General features: G+C 70.1%; 17 protein-coding genes and 1 pseudogene. 12 read left to right on the plus strand and 6 right to left on the minus strand.

Going from position 1 to position 15,695, the window contains the following annotated elements; all coding sequences use genetic code 11:
• Window positions 1–44: 44 nt before the first annotated feature.
• Window positions 45–1,532, plus strand: coding sequence for an MFS transporter (locus ACZ6S6_RS21875; RefSeq protein WP_469706644.1), 1,488 nt, complete (start codon window positions 45–47; stop codon window positions 1,530–1,532).
• A 55-nt stretch (window positions 1,533–1,587) separates the two neighbouring features.
• Here the strand turns inward: ACZ6S6_RS21875 and ACZ6S6_RS21880 are convergent, their stop codons facing one another.
• Window positions 1,588–2,127: a MarR family winged helix-turn-helix transcriptional regulator gene (locus ACZ6S6_RS21880; RefSeq protein ID WP_469706645.1), complete on the minus strand. Its 540-nt coding sequence runs from the start codon at window positions 2,125–2,127 to the stop codon at window positions 1,588–1,590.
• A gap of 241 nt (window positions 2,128–2,368) precedes the next feature.
• Here ACZ6S6_RS21880 and ACZ6S6_RS21885 point away from each other — a divergent pair, with 241 nt between their 5' ends.
• The 4 genes from ACZ6S6_RS21885 (at window position 2,369) to ACZ6S6_RS21900 (ending at window position 6,161) form a co-directional block, all read left to right on the plus strand.
• A complete protein-coding gene (locus tag ACZ6S6_RS21885) occupies window positions 2,369–3,766 on the plus strand; it encodes an MFS transporter (protein WP_469706646.1) in 1,398 nt (465 codons plus the stop codon).
• Window positions 3,763–4,617 carry an SDR family NAD(P)-dependent oxidoreductase gene (locus tag ACZ6S6_RS21890; RefSeq protein WP_469706647.1) on the plus strand — a complete coding sequence of 285 codons (855 nt, stop codon included), beginning with the start codon at window positions 3,763–3,765 and terminating at the stop codon, window positions 4,615–4,617. The genes ACZ6S6_RS21885 and ACZ6S6_RS21890 overlap by 4 nt, the downstream gene beginning before the upstream one ends.
• On the plus strand, window positions 4,610–5,452 hold the full coding sequence (locus tag ACZ6S6_RS21895) for an alpha/beta hydrolase family protein (RefSeq protein ID WP_469706648.1): 843 nt from the start codon (window positions 4,610–4,612) through the stop codon (window positions 5,450–5,452). Before ACZ6S6_RS21890 ends, ACZ6S6_RS21895 begins: the two co-directional genes overlap by 8 nt.
• Before the next feature lie 241 nt (window positions 5,453–5,693).
• Entirely contained in the window at window positions 5,694–6,161 is a 468-nt protein-coding gene (locus ACZ6S6_RS21900; RefSeq protein WP_469706649.1) for a hypothetical protein, read from the plus strand.
• A gap of 141 nt (window positions 6,162–6,302) precedes the next feature.
• Here the strand turns inward: ACZ6S6_RS21900 and ACZ6S6_RS21905 are convergent, their stop codons facing one another.
• The gene (locus ACZ6S6_RS21905) at window positions 6,303–7,286 is read right to left on the minus strand and encodes an AraC-like ligand-binding domain-containing protein (protein WP_469706650.1); all 984 of its coding nucleotides are present in this window, start codon (window positions 7,284–7,286) and stop codon (window positions 6,303–6,305) included.
• 557 nt (window positions 7,287–7,843) lie between these two features.
• Window positions 7,844–7,996, minus strand: a pseudogene (locus tag ACZ6S6_RS21910) (transcriptional regulator); the annotation flags it as partial.
• A 113-nt stretch (window positions 7,997–8,109) separates the two neighbouring features.
• On the opposite strand from ACZ6S6_RS21910, the gene ACZ6S6_RS21915 reads away from it, so the two are divergent.
• From ACZ6S6_RS21915 to ACZ6S6_RS21935, 5 genes are all read left to right on the plus strand, one after another.
• Window positions 8,110–8,352 (plus strand): hypothetical protein, encoded by a 243-nt coding sequence (locus ACZ6S6_RS21915; RefSeq protein ID WP_362966772.1) that lies wholly within the window; start codon window positions 8,110–8,112, stop codon window positions 8,350–8,352.
• Window positions 8,342–8,584: a hypothetical protein gene (locus tag ACZ6S6_RS21920; protein ID WP_362966774.1), complete on the plus strand. Its 243-nt coding sequence runs from the start codon at window positions 8,342–8,344 to the stop codon at window positions 8,582–8,584. The genes ACZ6S6_RS21915 and ACZ6S6_RS21920 overlap by 11 nt, the downstream gene beginning before the upstream one ends.
• A 54-nt stretch (window positions 8,585–8,638) precedes the next feature.
• Window positions 8,639–9,454: an inositol monophosphatase family protein gene (locus tag ACZ6S6_RS21925; RefSeq protein ID WP_469706651.1), complete on the plus strand. Its 816-nt coding sequence runs from the start codon at window positions 8,639–8,641 to the stop codon at window positions 9,452–9,454.
• A gap of 267 nt (window positions 9,455–9,721) precedes the next feature.
• Entirely contained in the window at window positions 9,722–10,603 is an 882-nt protein-coding gene (locus ACZ6S6_RS21930; RefSeq protein ID WP_469706652.1) for a hypothetical protein, read from the plus strand.
• Window positions 10,604–10,722: 119 nt separating this feature from the next.
• Window positions 10,723–11,328: a Uma2 family endonuclease gene (locus ACZ6S6_RS21935; RefSeq protein ID WP_362966780.1), complete on the plus strand. Its 606-nt coding sequence runs from the start codon at window positions 10,723–10,725 to the stop codon at window positions 11,326–11,328.
• Between the two features lie 64 nt (window positions 11,329–11,392).
• Here the strand turns inward: ACZ6S6_RS21935 and ACZ6S6_RS21940 are convergent, their stop codons facing one another.
• The 3 genes from ACZ6S6_RS21940 to ACZ6S6_RS21950 form a co-directional block, all read right to left on the minus strand.
• A complete protein-coding gene (locus ACZ6S6_RS21940; RefSeq protein WP_469706653.1) occupies window positions 11,393–12,919 on the minus strand; it encodes a PTS transporter subunit EIIC in 1,527 nt (508 codons plus the stop codon).
• 41 nt (window positions 12,920–12,960) lie between these two features.
• A complete protein-coding gene (gene murQ, locus ACZ6S6_RS21945) occupies window positions 12,961–13,926 on the minus strand; it encodes an N-acetylmuramic acid 6-phosphate etherase (protein ID WP_469706654.1) in 966 nt (321 codons plus the stop codon).
• A 95-nt stretch (window positions 13,927–14,021) separates the two neighbouring features.
• Window positions 14,022–14,939, minus strand: a complete 918-nt coding sequence (locus tag ACZ6S6_RS21950) for a MurR/RpiR family transcriptional regulator (protein ID WP_073732940.1) — start codon at window positions 14,937–14,939, stop codon at window positions 14,022–14,024.
• Between the two features lie 116 nt (window positions 14,940–15,055).
• On the opposite strand from ACZ6S6_RS21950, the gene ACZ6S6_RS21955 reads away from it, so the two are divergent.
• Window positions 15,056–15,424, plus strand: a complete 369-nt coding sequence (locus ACZ6S6_RS21955) for a hypothetical protein (RefSeq protein ID WP_362966786.1) — start codon at window positions 15,056–15,058, stop codon at window positions 15,422–15,424.
• Window positions 15,421–15,693 carry a DUF4031 domain-containing protein gene (locus tag ACZ6S6_RS21960; RefSeq protein ID WP_469706655.1) on the plus strand — a complete coding sequence of 91 codons (273 nt, stop codon included), beginning with the start codon at window positions 15,421–15,423 and terminating at the stop codon, window positions 15,691–15,693. Before ACZ6S6_RS21955 ends, ACZ6S6_RS21960 begins: the two co-directional genes overlap by 4 nt.
• The last annotated feature ends 2 nt before the right edge of the window (window positions 15,694–15,695 follow it).

Raw genomic sequence — 15,695 nt, forward strand, 5'->3', positions numbered from 1 at the left:
GACTCCGCACCACCCCTCGACTCCGTACGAAGGAGATGGCCGCCATGTCCGCATCTGCATCTGCATCCGCATCCGCACCCGTATCCACGTCAACGCCGGCGTCAACACCCGCGTCGACCGGTGCGTCCCCGACCCGGTTCGCCCTGTGGCTGATCCTCGCGCTGGTTCTCGTCGCCGACGCGCTCGACATGATCGACTCCACCGTCACCAACATCGCCGCCCCCACCATCGAGCACGACATCGGAGGCGGTGAGTCCCTGATCAAGTGGCTCGGCTCGTCCTACGCCCTGGCCATGGGCGTCCTGCTCGTCATCGGCGGGCGCCTCGGCGACAAGTTCGGCCAGCGGCGGCTGTTCCTGATCGGCATGACGGGCTTCACGCTCGCCTCCGCCGTCTGCGGTCTCTCGCCCGATCCGGCACTCATGATCGTCGCCCGTGTGGTGCAGGGGGCGTTCGGTGCCCTGCTCATCCCGCAGGGCATGGCGATCATGACCAAGACCTTCCCGCGCGACATGCTCCGCAAGGCGTTCAGCCTCTTCGGGCCCCTGTTGGGTCTGGCGACGGTCGGCGGCCCGATCCTGGCCGGATTCATCATCGACGCGGACATCGCGGGGCTGTCCTGGCGCCCGATCTTCCTGATCAACATCCTGCTGGGCACCGTCGGCACGTTCGTGGCCGCGCGGATGCTGCCCCGCAGCGACCGCGACGCGTCGGTCACGGTCGACGGCACCGGCGCCGCCCTGCTGGCCCTGACGATGTTCGGCCTGCTCTTCGGCCTCATCGAGGGCTCCGGCAGCGGCTGGGGAGTGGTGCCCATCGGCAGTCTGATCGCGGGCGCGGTGTGCTTCGTCCTGTTCGCGCGCCGCCAGAAGTCGGCCGCGAACCCGCTGATCAAGCCGTCACTGCTGAGGAACCGAGGCTTCACGTCCGGCTTGGTCGTCGGCCTGCTGTACTTCGCCGTCACCAGCGGACTCGTCTACGTCATGTCGCTGTTCATGCAGCAGGCGCTGCACGCCTCGCCCGGCGACACCGCCCTCGGGCTGCTGCCCCTGACCATCGGCATCATCATCTCCGCCGGTGCGGGGATGGTCCTGATCAAGCGGCTGGGCCGCACCCTCATCCTCATCGGCATGCTGATCACCCTCGCCGGCGGCGGCTGGATGCTCGCCCTCGTCCTCGCTCAGGGCACCGACCTCACCCTGTGGACCCTCACCCCGGCCGTCCTCCTCACCGGTATGGGTATGGGTGCCTGCTTCGGGACGATCTTCGACATCGCCCTCGGCGGCATCGACCCCGACGAGGCGGGCAGCGCCAGCGGCTCTCTCAGCGCCGTCCAGCAGCTCGCCGCGGGCATCGGCTCCGCCACCGTCACCACGGTCTACTTCCACTCCGGCGCCCCCGCCCACGCCATGACGGTCAGCCTCATCACGGTCCTCGCCGTCACCGCGGCCTGCCTCCCCGCCCTGCGCCTCATGCCCCAGCACGCCCCGGCGGAGGAGCACGCCCCGGCGGAGGAGCGCGAGGAGGCTTAGGAGCCGCTCCTCTTCCGCGTTGGGCGAGACGGTCACACCCTGCGATGGAGTCGAGTCAATCCTCAAGATTCAAGAGCATCATGCGGAACACTCCGGCCAGGTGTTCCCGTTCCCCCTTGTCCAGGCAGGCGATCAGCCGGTTCTGGCAGTCCAGGACATCCGCGAAGACCTGGTCGAAGAGTTCCCGACCGGGAGTGGTGAGCTTGACGATCACTTGGCGACGGTCGACGGTGTCGGGCGAACGAGTCACCCAGCCACGGGATTCCAGTGACTTCAGGCGGGCCGTCATGGTGCCCGAGGTGACCAGTGTCGCCGACATCAGGTCTCTGGGCGTGGCCGCACCGAGAGGGCGGCGGCGCAGCAGGGCGAGCATGTCGAAGGACCATGGTTCGAGCTCGACCGACTCGAGCACCCGTTCGCGGTCCCTCTCGAACAGCCTGATCAGGCGCAGCATGCGACTGACCACCTGATTGCTGCTCACGTCGAGTCCGGGCCTGACCTCGGCCCATTCCGCGATCATGCGGTCAACCGCGTCCTGGGTCGCGGGTGCGCCCTCCTGGGACTCCTGGGGCTCCTGGGGCTCCTGGGATGTCATCGTCACCTCGTCACTCGGTGCGGGGCCGGCTTCATTCTGGCCCACGCGGGGGAAAGTGTCGATAGTCAAGGTACCTGCCCCCTATTCCTCTGTTAGAGGCGAGAGGCCCCGTCGCTGGCGAGATTCTCGATACCTCTTGACTCTCAAGATAGTGCGTTTCTAAGGTGCTCCCCATCGGCCACCCCAGGTGGTCGGTGCCACCGTCGGTCCGCATCGGACCGCGACGCGAAGGGCGGGCGCCATGGAAGAGATCGTGCGGGAGCGGGGGAGGCCGACCGGTACGCCGGAGGCCAAGCGAGTGGCGGCGGGGGCCGGTGTCGGTGCCGCGATCGAGGTGTACGACTTCATCGGGTTCGGCACCGCTGCCGCGCTGTACTTCGGCGACGCCTTCTTCCCCCGATCCGACGCGGCGACGGGCACTCTGTTCGCCTTCGCCACGCTGGGCGTCGGATTCGTCGCCCGGCCGTTGGGCGGCATCGTCGCAGGGCACATCGGTGACCGGATCGGCCGCAAGCCGGTCCTGGTCGCCAGCCTGATCCTGATGGGTGTGACGACCGTCTGTATGGGACTGCTGCCGACGTACGACGCGGTCGGCGCACTGGCTCCCATCCTCCTCGTGGTCGTCCGCGTCGTGCAGGGTCTCGCCTTCGGGGCGGAGTGGGGAGGCGCCGTACTGATGACCTACGAGCATGCCCCCCTGCACCGGAAGGGCGCCTACACCGGCTTCATGCACGCGGGGTTCGCGGTCGGGTTGCTCCTTGCCAACCTCGCGTTCCTGAGCACGTCCTCACTCGGCAACGACTGGTCCTGGCGTCTGCCCTTCCTGTTCAGCCTGGTGCTGATCGTCATCGGTCTGGCCATCCGTTCCCGGCTGAGCGAGTCGCCGGTCTTCGAGGAGGTCAAGGGCTCCGGTGGCGAGTTGAAGTCGCCGATGGTGGAGGTGATCCGGCGTGACTGGCGTGCCGTCGGGCTCGGCCTGCTGATCCGCGTCGCCGAGCCGGCGGGTTACGCGGTCGCCGTCACCTTCATGCTCAGCTACCTCAAGGACAACGACCTGGCGAGCGAAGGAGTGATCCTCCGGTCACTGTGCCTGGCCGCGGGAATCGGAATCGTGGCCACTCCCCTGTGGGGGATGCTGACCGACCGGATCGGGCGCAAGCCCGTCTTCATCGGAGCGTGCGTCTTCGGTGTCGCGTTCGCCTTCCCCATGTTCCTCATGGTCAACACCGGTTCGGTCCTCCTGGTCTCCGGTGTGCTGGTCCTGGCCTACACGGTGTTCCAGAACGCCTTGGTGGCCGCGCAGGGAACCCTGCTCCCGGAGATGTACCGGCCCGAGGTGCGCTTCAGTGGGGCCTCGCTCGCCTACCAGCTGTCGGCCGTCATCGCCGGATTCGTGCCCTTCATGGCCTCGGCGCTCTACCTCGCGGTCGGCTGGAAGGGTACGGCCCTGCTGTTCGCGGTGTTGTGCCTGATCAGCCTGGCGGCTGTGGTCAGGGTGCCCGAGCCGTGGAGTGCGCCGACCCGGGACCAGGCCCGGGAACTGGTGGAGAGATTCACGTCGGACCCCGGCCCGGCGGAGCAGGGCGCCGTGCCGTCGCGCGCCGCCGGAGTGACCGCGTCCAGGAGTGGAGCAGAGTGAACACGACCCGACAAGGTGAGCGCGAACCGGCGTCGGCAGGGCCCCCGGCCGGTCTGGCGGGTGCGCTGGACGGCAGGACGGTGGTCGTGACGGGTGGAGCACAGGGCCTCGGGGCCGCGGTCGCGGAGATGGCCGCCGATGCCGGCGCCGCTGTGGTGGTCGCGGACACCCGGCCGGTGGAGGCGAGGACCGACCGCATCACCGAGCGCGGAGGCAGGGTCCTGCACCTGGTCCACGACGTCACGGTGCCCGACCAGTGGGACGTCCTGGTGGACCAGGTCCTGGAGGAGTTCGGCAGGCTCGACGGTCTGGTCAACAACGCGGGACTGAGCCATCGCGTGAGTGTCCTGGACACACGTCCTGAGGACTGGGCGAAAGTCCTCGACGTCAACGTGGGCGGCACGTTCCACGGCATCAGAGCGGTCGGCGGGGCCATGAGCCGCCGACAGGGCGGCTCGATCGTCAACATCTCCTCGGCGACGGGACTCGTCGGCCATCCGGCAGCGGCGTACTCGACTGCCAAGTGGGCCGTGCGGGGGCTGACGCGGTCGGCGTGCGGAACACTGGCGGCTGACAACGTCCGCGTGAACTCGGTCCATCCCGGCCTCGTGCGCACACCGATGGCCGTGTCCGGCACCAGCGCCTATGTGGATGCCAACATCGCTCTCACCCCGCTGGGACGCATGGCGGACAGTTCGGAAATCGCGCAAGTGGTGATCTTCCTGCTCTCCGATCTCGCCTCATACGTCACGGGTGCGGAGATCGCCGTGGACGGGGGCTACTCGGCCTTCGGCGGACAGGCCGACGTAGCCCGCGTGGTCACCGAACTGGAAGGCTCGCGCCTTGACTGAGCAGGCGGCGGGGGCCTCGACGCCGCACCCACAGCCCCTCTCCGGCCCTGAGCCACGCAGTGCTCCGGAACTCGACGAGTGGATCGAGAAGGTGATGGCCCGCACGGACTTCGGCGGTCTCACACGGCGTGAGTACCGCTACGGCGACCACGCCGAGCAGGTCGCCGACCTGTGGATGCCCGAGAGCGGGACGTACCGTCGGCTCGTCCTCCTCGTCCACGGCGGGGGATTCGCCCGCCACTTCGACCGCACCCTCATGGCGGCAGCCGCAGCGGATCTCACCCGACGAGGCTTCGCGGTGTGGAACACCGAGTACCGGCGCACCGATTGCGGTGGTGGACCGCTGACCAGCCCCCTTGACGTCGTCTCCTCGTTGGAGCGCATGCGCTCGGAGTTGCAACCCTCACGGCGTCCCCTGGTCCTGGGGCATTCGGCGGGAGGCTACCTCGCCCTGCGCATGACCTGCCTGCCCGTCGTCGCGGGCGTGATCGCGCTCGGCGCGGTGTGCGACCTGCGGGCCAACGCGATGGCGCCTGACGACGAATACGCGCGATTCATGGGCGGGTTGCCGGGCGAGGTGCCGGGCCTCTACCAGGCCGCGGATCTCATGACGCCACCTGGGACGGCGTGTCCGCAGTTCCTGCTGTGGGGTGAGAACGAGCAGCCGCACAGGATCGCGGAGAACCAGCGGCTGGCCGATGCCGTGCGAGAGGCGCGGGGGCGGGTGACCGAAGAGGAGATCCCGGCGACCGGGCACTTCGGCTTCCTTGATCCGCGCTCTCTCGCCTGGCGGCGTGCGACCGGACGGCTGGAGGAGATGCACACACACGACTAGCTAGAGAGGAGACGCTCGGGCGCGAGGAGGAGCAATGCCCCCTTCGCACCACCGCTGAGGCACATTCTCCGGCGCCTGGGTGACGCCGGCTTCCAAGAACCTGAGGCTGTGGAATCGCTCGGGAATCGCTGGGGAATCACGGCACTTGGTCCCAAGCACCTGGCACGGAGAACCAACGCTTCGTGGTGCGGCCCCTGGCATCGTCCGTAAGTGAGCGGTCCGACTGACGACACATCGGTCCGTGTTCCCCGTCTGCCGACTGGTGCACGGGTACGCGCACGAGCAACAGGAGGAAGTCATCATCACCACGAACAGGCGTGTCGCGGCGACGCTGATCAGCGCCGCCGCGGTCCTCACGGCCCTCACCGTCCCCGCCCAGGCCGCCAGTACCCACAGCAGCGGCGCACAAGCGGTCTCCTGCTACGGCAGTGCCCGCTCGTACTCGGCCGAGGCGGGCTCCGGCGCCGGAGACAACGCGCACTGGCCCAAGCGCGGCCAGTGGACCAAGGTCAAGGGCAACTGCAGCGACATCAACATCAAGACGAACCAGACCCGCAAGGTGCGGGTCTGCACACACAGCAAGTGCCACGGCTGGGTCAACGCCAAGGCGGGGGTGTGGACGGTCATCTTCAAGAACTCGACCAAGGGAGCCCAGTACTACCTGCAGTTCAACGGCACGAAGACCAACAGCGGGACCATCGCCGACTGACCGGTTCGGGCAGCGGTGATACCGAGGAGTGGGTGGTCCCTCATCCGGAGCAAGGGTGAGGGGCCACTCGCGTATGCCCAGGCCGGCCGCGGACCCTTGCCCTGCCTTGCGTTGCGCTGTCCTGCCTCACCCAGGCCCTGCCTATGAACGGATCTCGTGTCCGCCGGGCGTGCCCATGTGACGGTATTCGCTGGGTGGCATGCCGTACGTGGCGCGGAAGACGTGGGTGAAGTCGGCGGCGCGAGGGAAGCCCCACGCGGTCGCGATGGCGTGGATGGGGCGAGCGGCCAGCGCGGGGTTGGTGAGGTCGCGCCGGGCGCCGTCGAGTCGCTGCTGACGAATCCAGGCGGTGACCGTGGCGCCCTGGCGCTGGAAGACCCGGTGCAGGGTGCGCAGCGAGATGTGGTGGGCGGCGGCGATCTGGCGGGGAGTCAGCTCGGGATCGCGCAGGTTCTGACGGACGAAGCTGTGGATACGTGTGGTGAGCGCCTCGGGGTGAGCCTCGGGCGGGGTCGTGTCGTCGAGGTGGTGGGCGAGCAGCGCTGCCGCCAGGTCGATGGTCACCGCCCCGAGCCGCTCGGCGTCGGCCGGCCGGTACGAGGCGGATTCGGCGGTCAGGCGGGTGAGGAACTGGGCGAGGAGAACGCCGAGACCTGTCTGCCCGGAGAAGGGCAGCGTGAGCAGCCGGTCCGCGGCCCCTCTGGGCAGGGGTAACAGCGTCTGGGGGAAGAGCACGTCGATCATGGCCACCGACGCGTGGTCGATGGCCATCCTGGCGCGCAGGGGCAGCGAGGTGCTGGACAGCATCAGATCGCCCGCGCCCAGCCGGATCTCCCGGTCGGCGTGGACGGCGCCGGCGCTCCCGCGCTGGGTGAAGGTGAGGTTGTACAGCTCCGGATCGGACTGCCGGATCAGTCTCGGGGTGCGGTTCGAGCGAAGAGGCGGGCAGTCGAGGGCGGACACACTCACCGACCCCAGGCCCAGCACCCGTAACGTCGCCCGGAAGTCGTCGGCTTGCTCGGAATCGACCTCGTTGGGTGCGTGGCTGTCGCATGCCATGTCCCGCCAGCACGGGAACCGATCCGCCTCGGGCAGTTCCTCCCAACAGAACACCGACTCGGCCATCTGTCCCCCTTCGGCATGGTGAGCGCCCCCACAGCGCAGGACAAATACCAGCAAACCTTCGGCAGGACGTGACCACAAGGGAGCAAAAGCGCACGGGCGGCCGAGGATCTCGCGCGGGCGCACTGTGGTCGGTCGTCCGGGGCCCTGCCGGTCACCGAGAGAGGTAAAGGTGCGAAAACCTTCCTACCGTCTCGATCTGGACATTTATGGGTTCATTCCGGACCGATGGGTCGCGAACGATTGCCAGGCGCAGCCGCCTTACTGGATCTTCGTGGAGCATCGGGGCAGAGCTGAATTCTGGCTGGGGCTGAATTCACCTGTACCGGATGGTCGATGCAGGCTGTGCGATGTCCGCGCGGCCTGCATCGGCATGTTCCGTACCGGTTCATCCGACGGTGCCGGCACACGGCACCAGGTGTCCGGTCAGCCGCGCTTGAGGTCGGTGACGAACGACGCCCAGACAGCCGCCCGGAACATCAGCGCAGGGCCGTCAACCACCTTGAGCTTCATGATCGTAATCCTCCGCCAACGACTCGATCAAGGTCAGCGACGCTGGTGGTGAGCATCTCGTCGAACTTCTCCGCCTGGTCCATCTGCATGCGCCGCACCCCGGACTCCAGCTGTCCGATGAAGGAGCCGCTGAGGAAGAGCGGGGCGCCCAGGAGAGTGCGGGGCGAGGAGGAGGGATCGAGCTTTCTGGGACCTGGCATGACAACTCCCTGTGGCACACGTGCGGTTGTTGGGACCGCACCTCTTCCAGGCTAACGAGAGATTGGCCACGCTGGGTATGCATTGTCATTACTCAGCGTGGAAGGAATGGATCATGACGACTACGGAGCGGCGCAGGGTGACGGTGGGAAGAGAGCGGGAGGCAGAGGAGGCGGTGGAGCGGTTGCGGGAAGGGTTCGCGGGGGTCGGGATCACGTTGCCGTCGCTGAGGGTCGACCCGGTCTCGTGCGCGGGCAGCGGGCCTGCCGTGCTCGTCGACCTGGGGCGCTGCAACCTCGACACGGTGCGGCGGCTGAGCAGTGTGCTGGACGGGAAGGTGGCCGGTCATGGTGGCTGAGAGCGGTGAGCCGGAGGCGTGTACGCCGGAGCCGGGGTCGTTCGCCGTGGATGTGCGGGACGGGCGGGTGGGCCGGGTGATGGGGCGCGTCGGGCCGGATGTGCAGCTGCGGCCGCCAGGCGGGGGCCCGGAGTGGGACTGCCCGCCCGATGCCGTCCGGCCGGCCCCGCCGGGGCTGGTGCTGCGCGCGCGGGTGACGGAGGTCAACCGGGAGGGACAGCTGCCGCGGTGAGGATGCGAAGGAGTGCCGTGCCGCGTGGGCAACGGGGGCGAATAGCCTGCACCCATGCTGAGCATGAACACGGAAAGCGACGCACAACTGGCTGTCAGGGCGGCCCAGGCGGGAGCGGCGGTGGTCCGGGACATGTACGGAACATCGCCGGAACGCTTCGAGAAGTCCGGCGGTGACTTCGCGACGGCCGCCGACCTCGCGGCCGAGAAGGCCATCCTCGACATCCTGCGGACCGCCCGGCCCGATGACGCGGTGACGGGCGAGGAGAGCGGCCGCACCGGGTCGGAGGGTGCTGAACGCCGGTGGCTGGTCGACCCCTTGTGCGGCACGTTGAACTACGCCGTGAACACCATGGTGGTCGCGGTGAACGTCGCCCTGCGCGACGGGTCCGCCATCACGGCGGCAGCGGCTGCCGATCCGTTCGCCGACGAGGTGTTCTGGACCGACGGCGAGCTGGCCCGGCTTCGAAGGGGCGGTGCGGACGAGGAGTTGGCGCCCTCGTCCGGGTCCAGGCTGGTGGACGTCAACCTCGACCCGCCGTTCCCCAACGCGCCGGACTTCCGGGCGGTCGGCCTGCTGGCCGCACCGGAGTTCGCGGAGCACTTCCGGCCGCGCGTCGTCTCCAGCACCCTTGCCGTGGCCTGGGTGGCGGCCGGGCGGCGGGCGGCGTACGTCACGGACGGCCGGCTGCGCGACAGTGTGCACTTCGCCGCCGGTATCGCCCTGTGCGAAGCGGCGGGCTGTGTGGTGACCGGCATTCAGGGCCGGCCGCTGCACACCGGCGCGGGTGGCCTGGTGGTGGCGGCCGACCGGGAGACGCACGCCCTGTTGCTGGAGATGATCAGGAACCAGGTCCCGGCCGGCCGCTGAGCAGCCACTGAGCGGCCGCTGCGCGGATACTCGTCGGCCGGCGTCCGTGGCGGGTTCCTCGCTTGCGCTCACCGTCACCGCCGGCCTCCTCGCGCTCGGCGCCGTCCTCATAGCCACCTCGCGGGGGAGGCGCCACCGTGGCTGCCGTAGCGTTCGGGCGGCCCCTCGGCCATGAGGAGCCGCCCGTGGTGCCCGCCCGTGGTCCTGGTCCGTGGTCCTGGTCCATAGTCCTCGCCCGTGGTCCTCGCTTCTGGAAAGGACACCCTGATGCCGGCCGTTCTCGTCCTGCTGCTCTCCGGCACCTGGCTGCTCTCCGGCGCCCTCGTCACCGGGACCGATCCGCTGATCGTCGCGGTGGGCCGTACCGCCGTGTGCTGCCTGGTGCTCACCGTCGTCGCCGCGTCGAGCACCAGCGGCCGGGCGGACCTGCGGCGGGCCGCCGCCCGGCCGGCGACCGTCTGGCTGCTGGGCCTGCTCGGCTTCGCCGGGTACGCGGCGGGCACCCTGCTCGCCATCCCCCGCATCGGCACCTCCCTGACGAACCTCGTCGTCGCGCTGATGCCGTGCGCCTCGGTGGCCGTCGGCGCGTTGTTCTTCGGCGAACGGTCCGGGCCCCGCAAGGCGGCGGGCGCCGCCCTGGCCTGCGCGGCGGCCGCCGGGTACGCCGCGCTGGGCGCGGACGCCGGGGACCTGGACGCGATTGGGCTGCTGCTGGTGGTGGCCGCGACGGTGGCGTTCGCGGTGTACGGGTTCCTGTACCGGAACCGGCTGTCCGGGCTGCCGCCGCTGGCCGTCCTGCCCGTGCTGCTCGCGGCGGCCACCTGCCTGCTGCTCCCGATGTCGCTGCCCGCGCTGATCGCCCACCCTCCGACGCTCGCCGCGACGGGCGGGATCGTGGTGCTCGGCGCGGTCGTCTACGCCCCCGCCTACCTCGTGCAGCACCGCCTCATCCTGCTCCGCGGCCCGGTCTTCACGGCCGCCGTCCAACTGGCCGTGCCCTTCACGGTCCGGCTCGGGGACTGGGCCCTGGACACCGCGCCCGCCCCCTCGCTCGCCGAACTGCTGTTGCTGGCGGTGTGCTGTGCGGGGATCGCTCTCGTCACCGTCCGGCCGGTCCGCTCGTCCGAGCCGGTCGCCTCCGAAGGCTGAACAGAGCGGGTGGTTCAGTGCGCCCGTCACACGATCGTGGGACGCGGAGGGAAGCGGCACCGCGCCGCGGAACCGTCGGTCTACGCTCCCCAGACAGGTTTCAGGAGAGGGGACCCGCGATGACCGCCGCGATGGTCGAGCACCAGCAGGACTCCGAAGGCGGCCGGTGGGGCTACCTGCTGCGCACCTGGCAGGAACTGGACGTGCCCGAGGGGTGGCGCGCCGAGATCGACGAAGAGCGGATCTTCCTGGCACCGCCGCCGCATGCGCATCACAACGGGATTGCCGCCGAGGTGCAACGCCGTCTCTATGCGAATCTGCCCGACGAGCTGGAGATCTATCAGACCCTGGGGGTGCACGTGGCACCCCTCGACAAGCTGTACGTTCCCGATCTCGTCGTTATGCCGGCCGAGCTGATCGATGCCGCCGACCCCGAGGCCAGCGATCCCATGGACGCCTCCGAAGCGCTCCTCGTCGTCGAGATCACGTCGAAGGGGAACGCGCGGGAGGACCGGACGAAGAAGTACCGCGCCTATGCGCGCGCGGGTGTCCCCATGTACCTGCTGATCGACCGGTTCGACACGCGTGGCGCCATGAGCACCCTGTTCACGGAGCCGAACGAGGACGGCACGTACAAGCGCTACGACGCGGTGCCGTTCGGCAAGCCGCTCGGCCTGCCCGCACCTTTCGGCGTCACGCTGGCCACGGACGCCTTCCCGGTCTGAGGCGGAACGGCGAAACGGCGGCACCCCGAGGGGTGCCGCCGCTTCGCCATTTCCGATGTGGCCGTCAGACCCCCGCGGGTTCCTTCGGCAGGGCATCCGGGCCGGCCGTCCCCGCAGCCGGGGGCGCGGCGGCCACCGGGGAGGCGGCGGCCGGTTCCTGCGACACGTTGAACTCCGTCAGCAGGTCCTTGCTGAAGCCGAAGAAGTACGTGGCGACGAAGCCGGCCAGGTAGCCGACCACCAGACCGCCCGCGTAGATCGCGATCGTCGCGCCCAGGCCGTGGTTGCCGTCCAGCAGCGGGAACAGGGCCCAGCCGGACGGGCCGATCGCGGTGGAGCCGACCGCGTCGCCGAGCTGGTTGAAGAAGCCGACGAACGCGCCGCCGAACGCACCGCCCACGCACGCCGTGACGAACGGGCGGCCCAGCGGCAGCGACACACCGTAGATCAGGGGTTCGCCGACGCCCAGGAAGCCCGCGGGCAGGGCGGACTTGATGGTCTTGCGGATCGACTCGTTGCGGGGGAGGCGGAAGTAGACCGCGATGGCCGCACCCACCTGGCCCGCGCCGGCCATGGCGAGGATCGGGAGCAGGACCGTGTAGCCCTGCTGCTCGATCAGCGTGGTGTGGATCGGGATCAGCGCCTGGTGCAGGCCCAGCATGACCAGCGGCAGGAAGAAACCGCCGAGGACCAGGCCCGCGCCCGCGCCGCCGTTGGACAGCAGCCAGTCCGCGAACGTACCGATCGCGGTGGAGACCTCACCCGCCACGTACATCAGGCCGAAGATCGTCACCAGGCCGGAGATCAGGACCGTCAGGGTCGGGGTGACCAGGACGTCCAGCGCCTCCGGGACCCAGCGCCGGCACCACTTCTCCACGTACACCGCGAGCACCGCCGCGCCCAGGGCGCCGAGGACGCCGCCCTGGCCGGGGGAGAGCTTCTGGCCGAACGCCTCGATGTTCGCGACGCCCGGGAAGACGATGATGGCCGCGACCGCACCGCCGAGGATCGGCGTACCGCCGAACTCCTTCGCCGTGTTGTAGCCGACGAAGACCGCGATCAGGGCCATGAAGCCGGACGCCATCGCCGCCAGGGCGGGGGTGACGGACGGCAGCCAGCCGAGGTTCACCAGCAGACCGTTCAGGCCCGCGATGATGCCGCAGCCGATCAGGGCCGGGATCAGCGGGACGAAGATGTTGGCGATCCTGCGCAGGAAGAGCTTGAACGGCGTGGCGTTCTTCGACTTCCGCGCCGCCTTCATCCCGGCGCCCTGCGCGGCGAGTTCCTCCGCCGTGACCGGCACAGTGGCGGGGTCCGGGGCGGACGCCCGGCCCTCCTCGACGAGCTTCTCGAACTCCGGCGTGACGCGGGCGACCGTACCGGGACCGAGAACGATCTGGTACGTGTCGTCGTCGACCACGCCCATGACGGCGGGGACGGCCTTCAGCGCGTCGTCCTGGACGAGCGAACGATCGTGCAGGCCCAGCCGGAGCCGGGTCATGCAGTGGGCGATGGAGCTGACGTTCGCGGCGCCACCGACGAGCGGAAGGATCGCGGCGGCAGTGGCGCGGTTCTTGTCTTCTGTAGCCATGGTGCGTGGTGCCTTGCTGTGCGGGGGGTGGGGCGGAAGGGTCAGGTGGTGCGGGGCGCGGCGGCGAGCGCGGCGCGGAGGTGGCCGTCCGACGCGGACAGGAGCGTGGCGGCGGTGGGGCCGTCGACCTGGCCGAGGATGGTGAGGATGGCGTTCTTCACCTCACCGTCGGTGGCGGCGAGCGCGGCCTCGATCTCGGCGTCCGACGCCCCGGTGGCCAGCGAGACGATCCGCCGGGAGCGGGCGCGCAGCTTCTCGTTGGAGGCGCGGACGTCGACCATGAGGTTTCCGTACGTCTTGCCGAGCCGGATCATCGTGATCGTCGAGAGCATGTTGAGGACGAGCTTCTGGGCCGTGCCCGCCTTGAGCCGGGTGGAGCCGGTGAGCAGCTCCGGGCCGACGACGACCTCGACGGGGTGCTCGGCCGCGCCGCCCAGCGCGGAGTCCGCGTTGCAGGACAGGCCGATGGTCAGCGCGCCCTTGGTGCGGGCGTGCTCGACGGCACCGATCGCGTACGGCGTACGGCCGGAGGCGGAGATGCCGACCACCGTGTCGTCGGCGGTGAGGCCCAGCGCGTCGAGGTCGGCGGCGGCCAGCTCCTTGCTGTCCTCGGCGCCCTCGACGGCGGTGATCATCGCGGACGGGCCGCCCGCGATGAGGCCGATGACGTCCGCCGGGTCGGTGTTGAAGGTGGGCGGGCACTCGCTGGCGTCCAGTACACCGAGGCGGCCCGCGGTGCCGGCGCCCGCGTAGATCAGCCGGCCGCCGCGGGCCATGCGCGCCGCGGTGGCGTCGATCGCGGCGGAGATCTCGGGCAGCCGGGCGGCGACGGCGGCGGGGACGGTCTGGTCCTCGCCGTTCATGATCCGGGCGATTTCCGCGGTGGCCAGCTGGTCGATGTCGGCGAGCTCGGGGCGGAAGGCCTCGGTGGTGAGCGTCGCGAGCTGGGCGCGCAGCTCCCCGTATCCGTCGGGGGTGGTGGCGTCGGCGTCGGTGATGGAGGTCATGGAGAGCTGCTCTGCTTTCTTGAACTCGTACGGCTCTGCGGGTGCGGGTGCGGTGATGCGGTGTGCCGGGTTCTTCGTGCGGAACCCGGCACAGGTCAGCGGGTGCGTGGGTTGTGGCGGTGGGCCAGCGCCTCGTAGGAGGCGGCGAGGGCCGGGGCCGCCGTCTCGTACGTACGCTGCGCGACTCCGATGAACAGGCAGTCGACGACCAGGAGCTGGCTCGTACGGCTCGACATGGCGGCGGGGCGCAGCTCGCTCTCGCGGGCCGTGGACGTGGTCAGTACGTGGTCGGCGTACTGGGTGACCGGCCCGTCGGGGCGTCCGGTGATCGCGATCGTCGTCGCGCCGCGGTCGAAGGCGACCCGCAGTGGCTCGATGACGTCACCGGTCGAACCGGAGTGGGTGATCGCGATGGCCACGTCACCGGCGCGGAGCTGCACGGCGTTGGTGACCGCGAGGTGGGGGTCCATGTTGGCGTGCGCGATCAGGCCGATCCGGGCCAGCTTCTGGGCCAGGTCCTGGCCGACGAGCGAGGAGGCGCCGACCCCGTAGATGTCGATCCGGCGAGCGGTGGCGGCGGCGGCCACCGCGGCACCGAGCTGCACGGTGTCGAGCCCGGCGGCGGTGTCGGCGAGGGTCTGCTGCTCGTCGTAGGCGAGCTTGGCGACCACGTCGGCGATCGGGTCGTCTACCGCTATGTCGGCGGTGACGGCGGGGGCCCGGCCGGACTGCTGGTGGGCGGCGAGACCGGCGAGCGCGAGGCGCAGGTCGCGGTAGCCGGGGTAGCCGAGGAGGCGGGCGGTGCGGACCACGGTGGCCTCGCTGGTGCCGGTGAGCTCGGCGAGACCGGTGACCGTCAGGGCGGCGCAGCCCGCCGGGTCGCCCGCGACCGCCTCGGCGACCCGCTGCATCGAGCGGGTCATGGACGGCGCGAGCGTGCGCACCTTGGCGGCGAGGGCTGCCGGGGCGGGCGGCGAATCAGCGCTGAAACTTTCCTTCAAGTCATTGGTCACATTTGAAAGATATTTTCAACGCGCATGTCCGTCAACCCCCCTTTGGTCCTGACCTCTGGCAGTCGCGACCGGAGCGGGAGGGCAGTCGCGGCCGGAACGGGAGGGACAATGGCGGTATGGAGCTGAATCCCCTGGAGCAGGCGCTGCACACCGCCCGCGCACGTGTCATGGCCGACCTCGCCGCCGGAGACGTCGCGCAGGCGCAGATCGTCTCGATGGTCGAGGACGCGGTGACGCACCGGCGCTGGTGGGTCGAGCAGTGGCCGGAAGGGGCGGAGTTCGTGGTCGGCCTCGTCGCCCAGGACGTCCAGGACGCGCTGCTGGAGGAGTACGGCCGCTGGCCGCTGTGCCCGGTCTGCGACGAGGGCGACCCGCACGCGCTCGACGTGGAACCGGAACTGGGCCCGGACCCGCACTGGGTCTGCACGAAGGCCGCCGTGGCGGTCGCCCCGGTCGGCTCGCTCGGCGAAATTGCGCGCCCGTGACCGTCTATATCGATCCGCCGGACTGGCCGGGGCACGGGCGGCTCTGGTCACACCTGGTCAGCGACCAGTCGTTCGATGAGCTGCACGGCTTCGCCGCGTCCATCGGCTGCCCGGAGCGGGCCTTCGAGCGGGACCACTACGACCTGCCGGAGACCCGGTACGAGGACGCGGTACGGGCCGGGGCCCGGCAGATCGGCTCCAAGGAACTGGTCCGCCGGATCACCGAGGCGGGCCTGCGCCGCCCCAAGGGCCGCCCGGCGCCGGGCTGAGC

This window comes from Streptomyces sp. NPDC048671 (genome assembly GCF_055587045.1).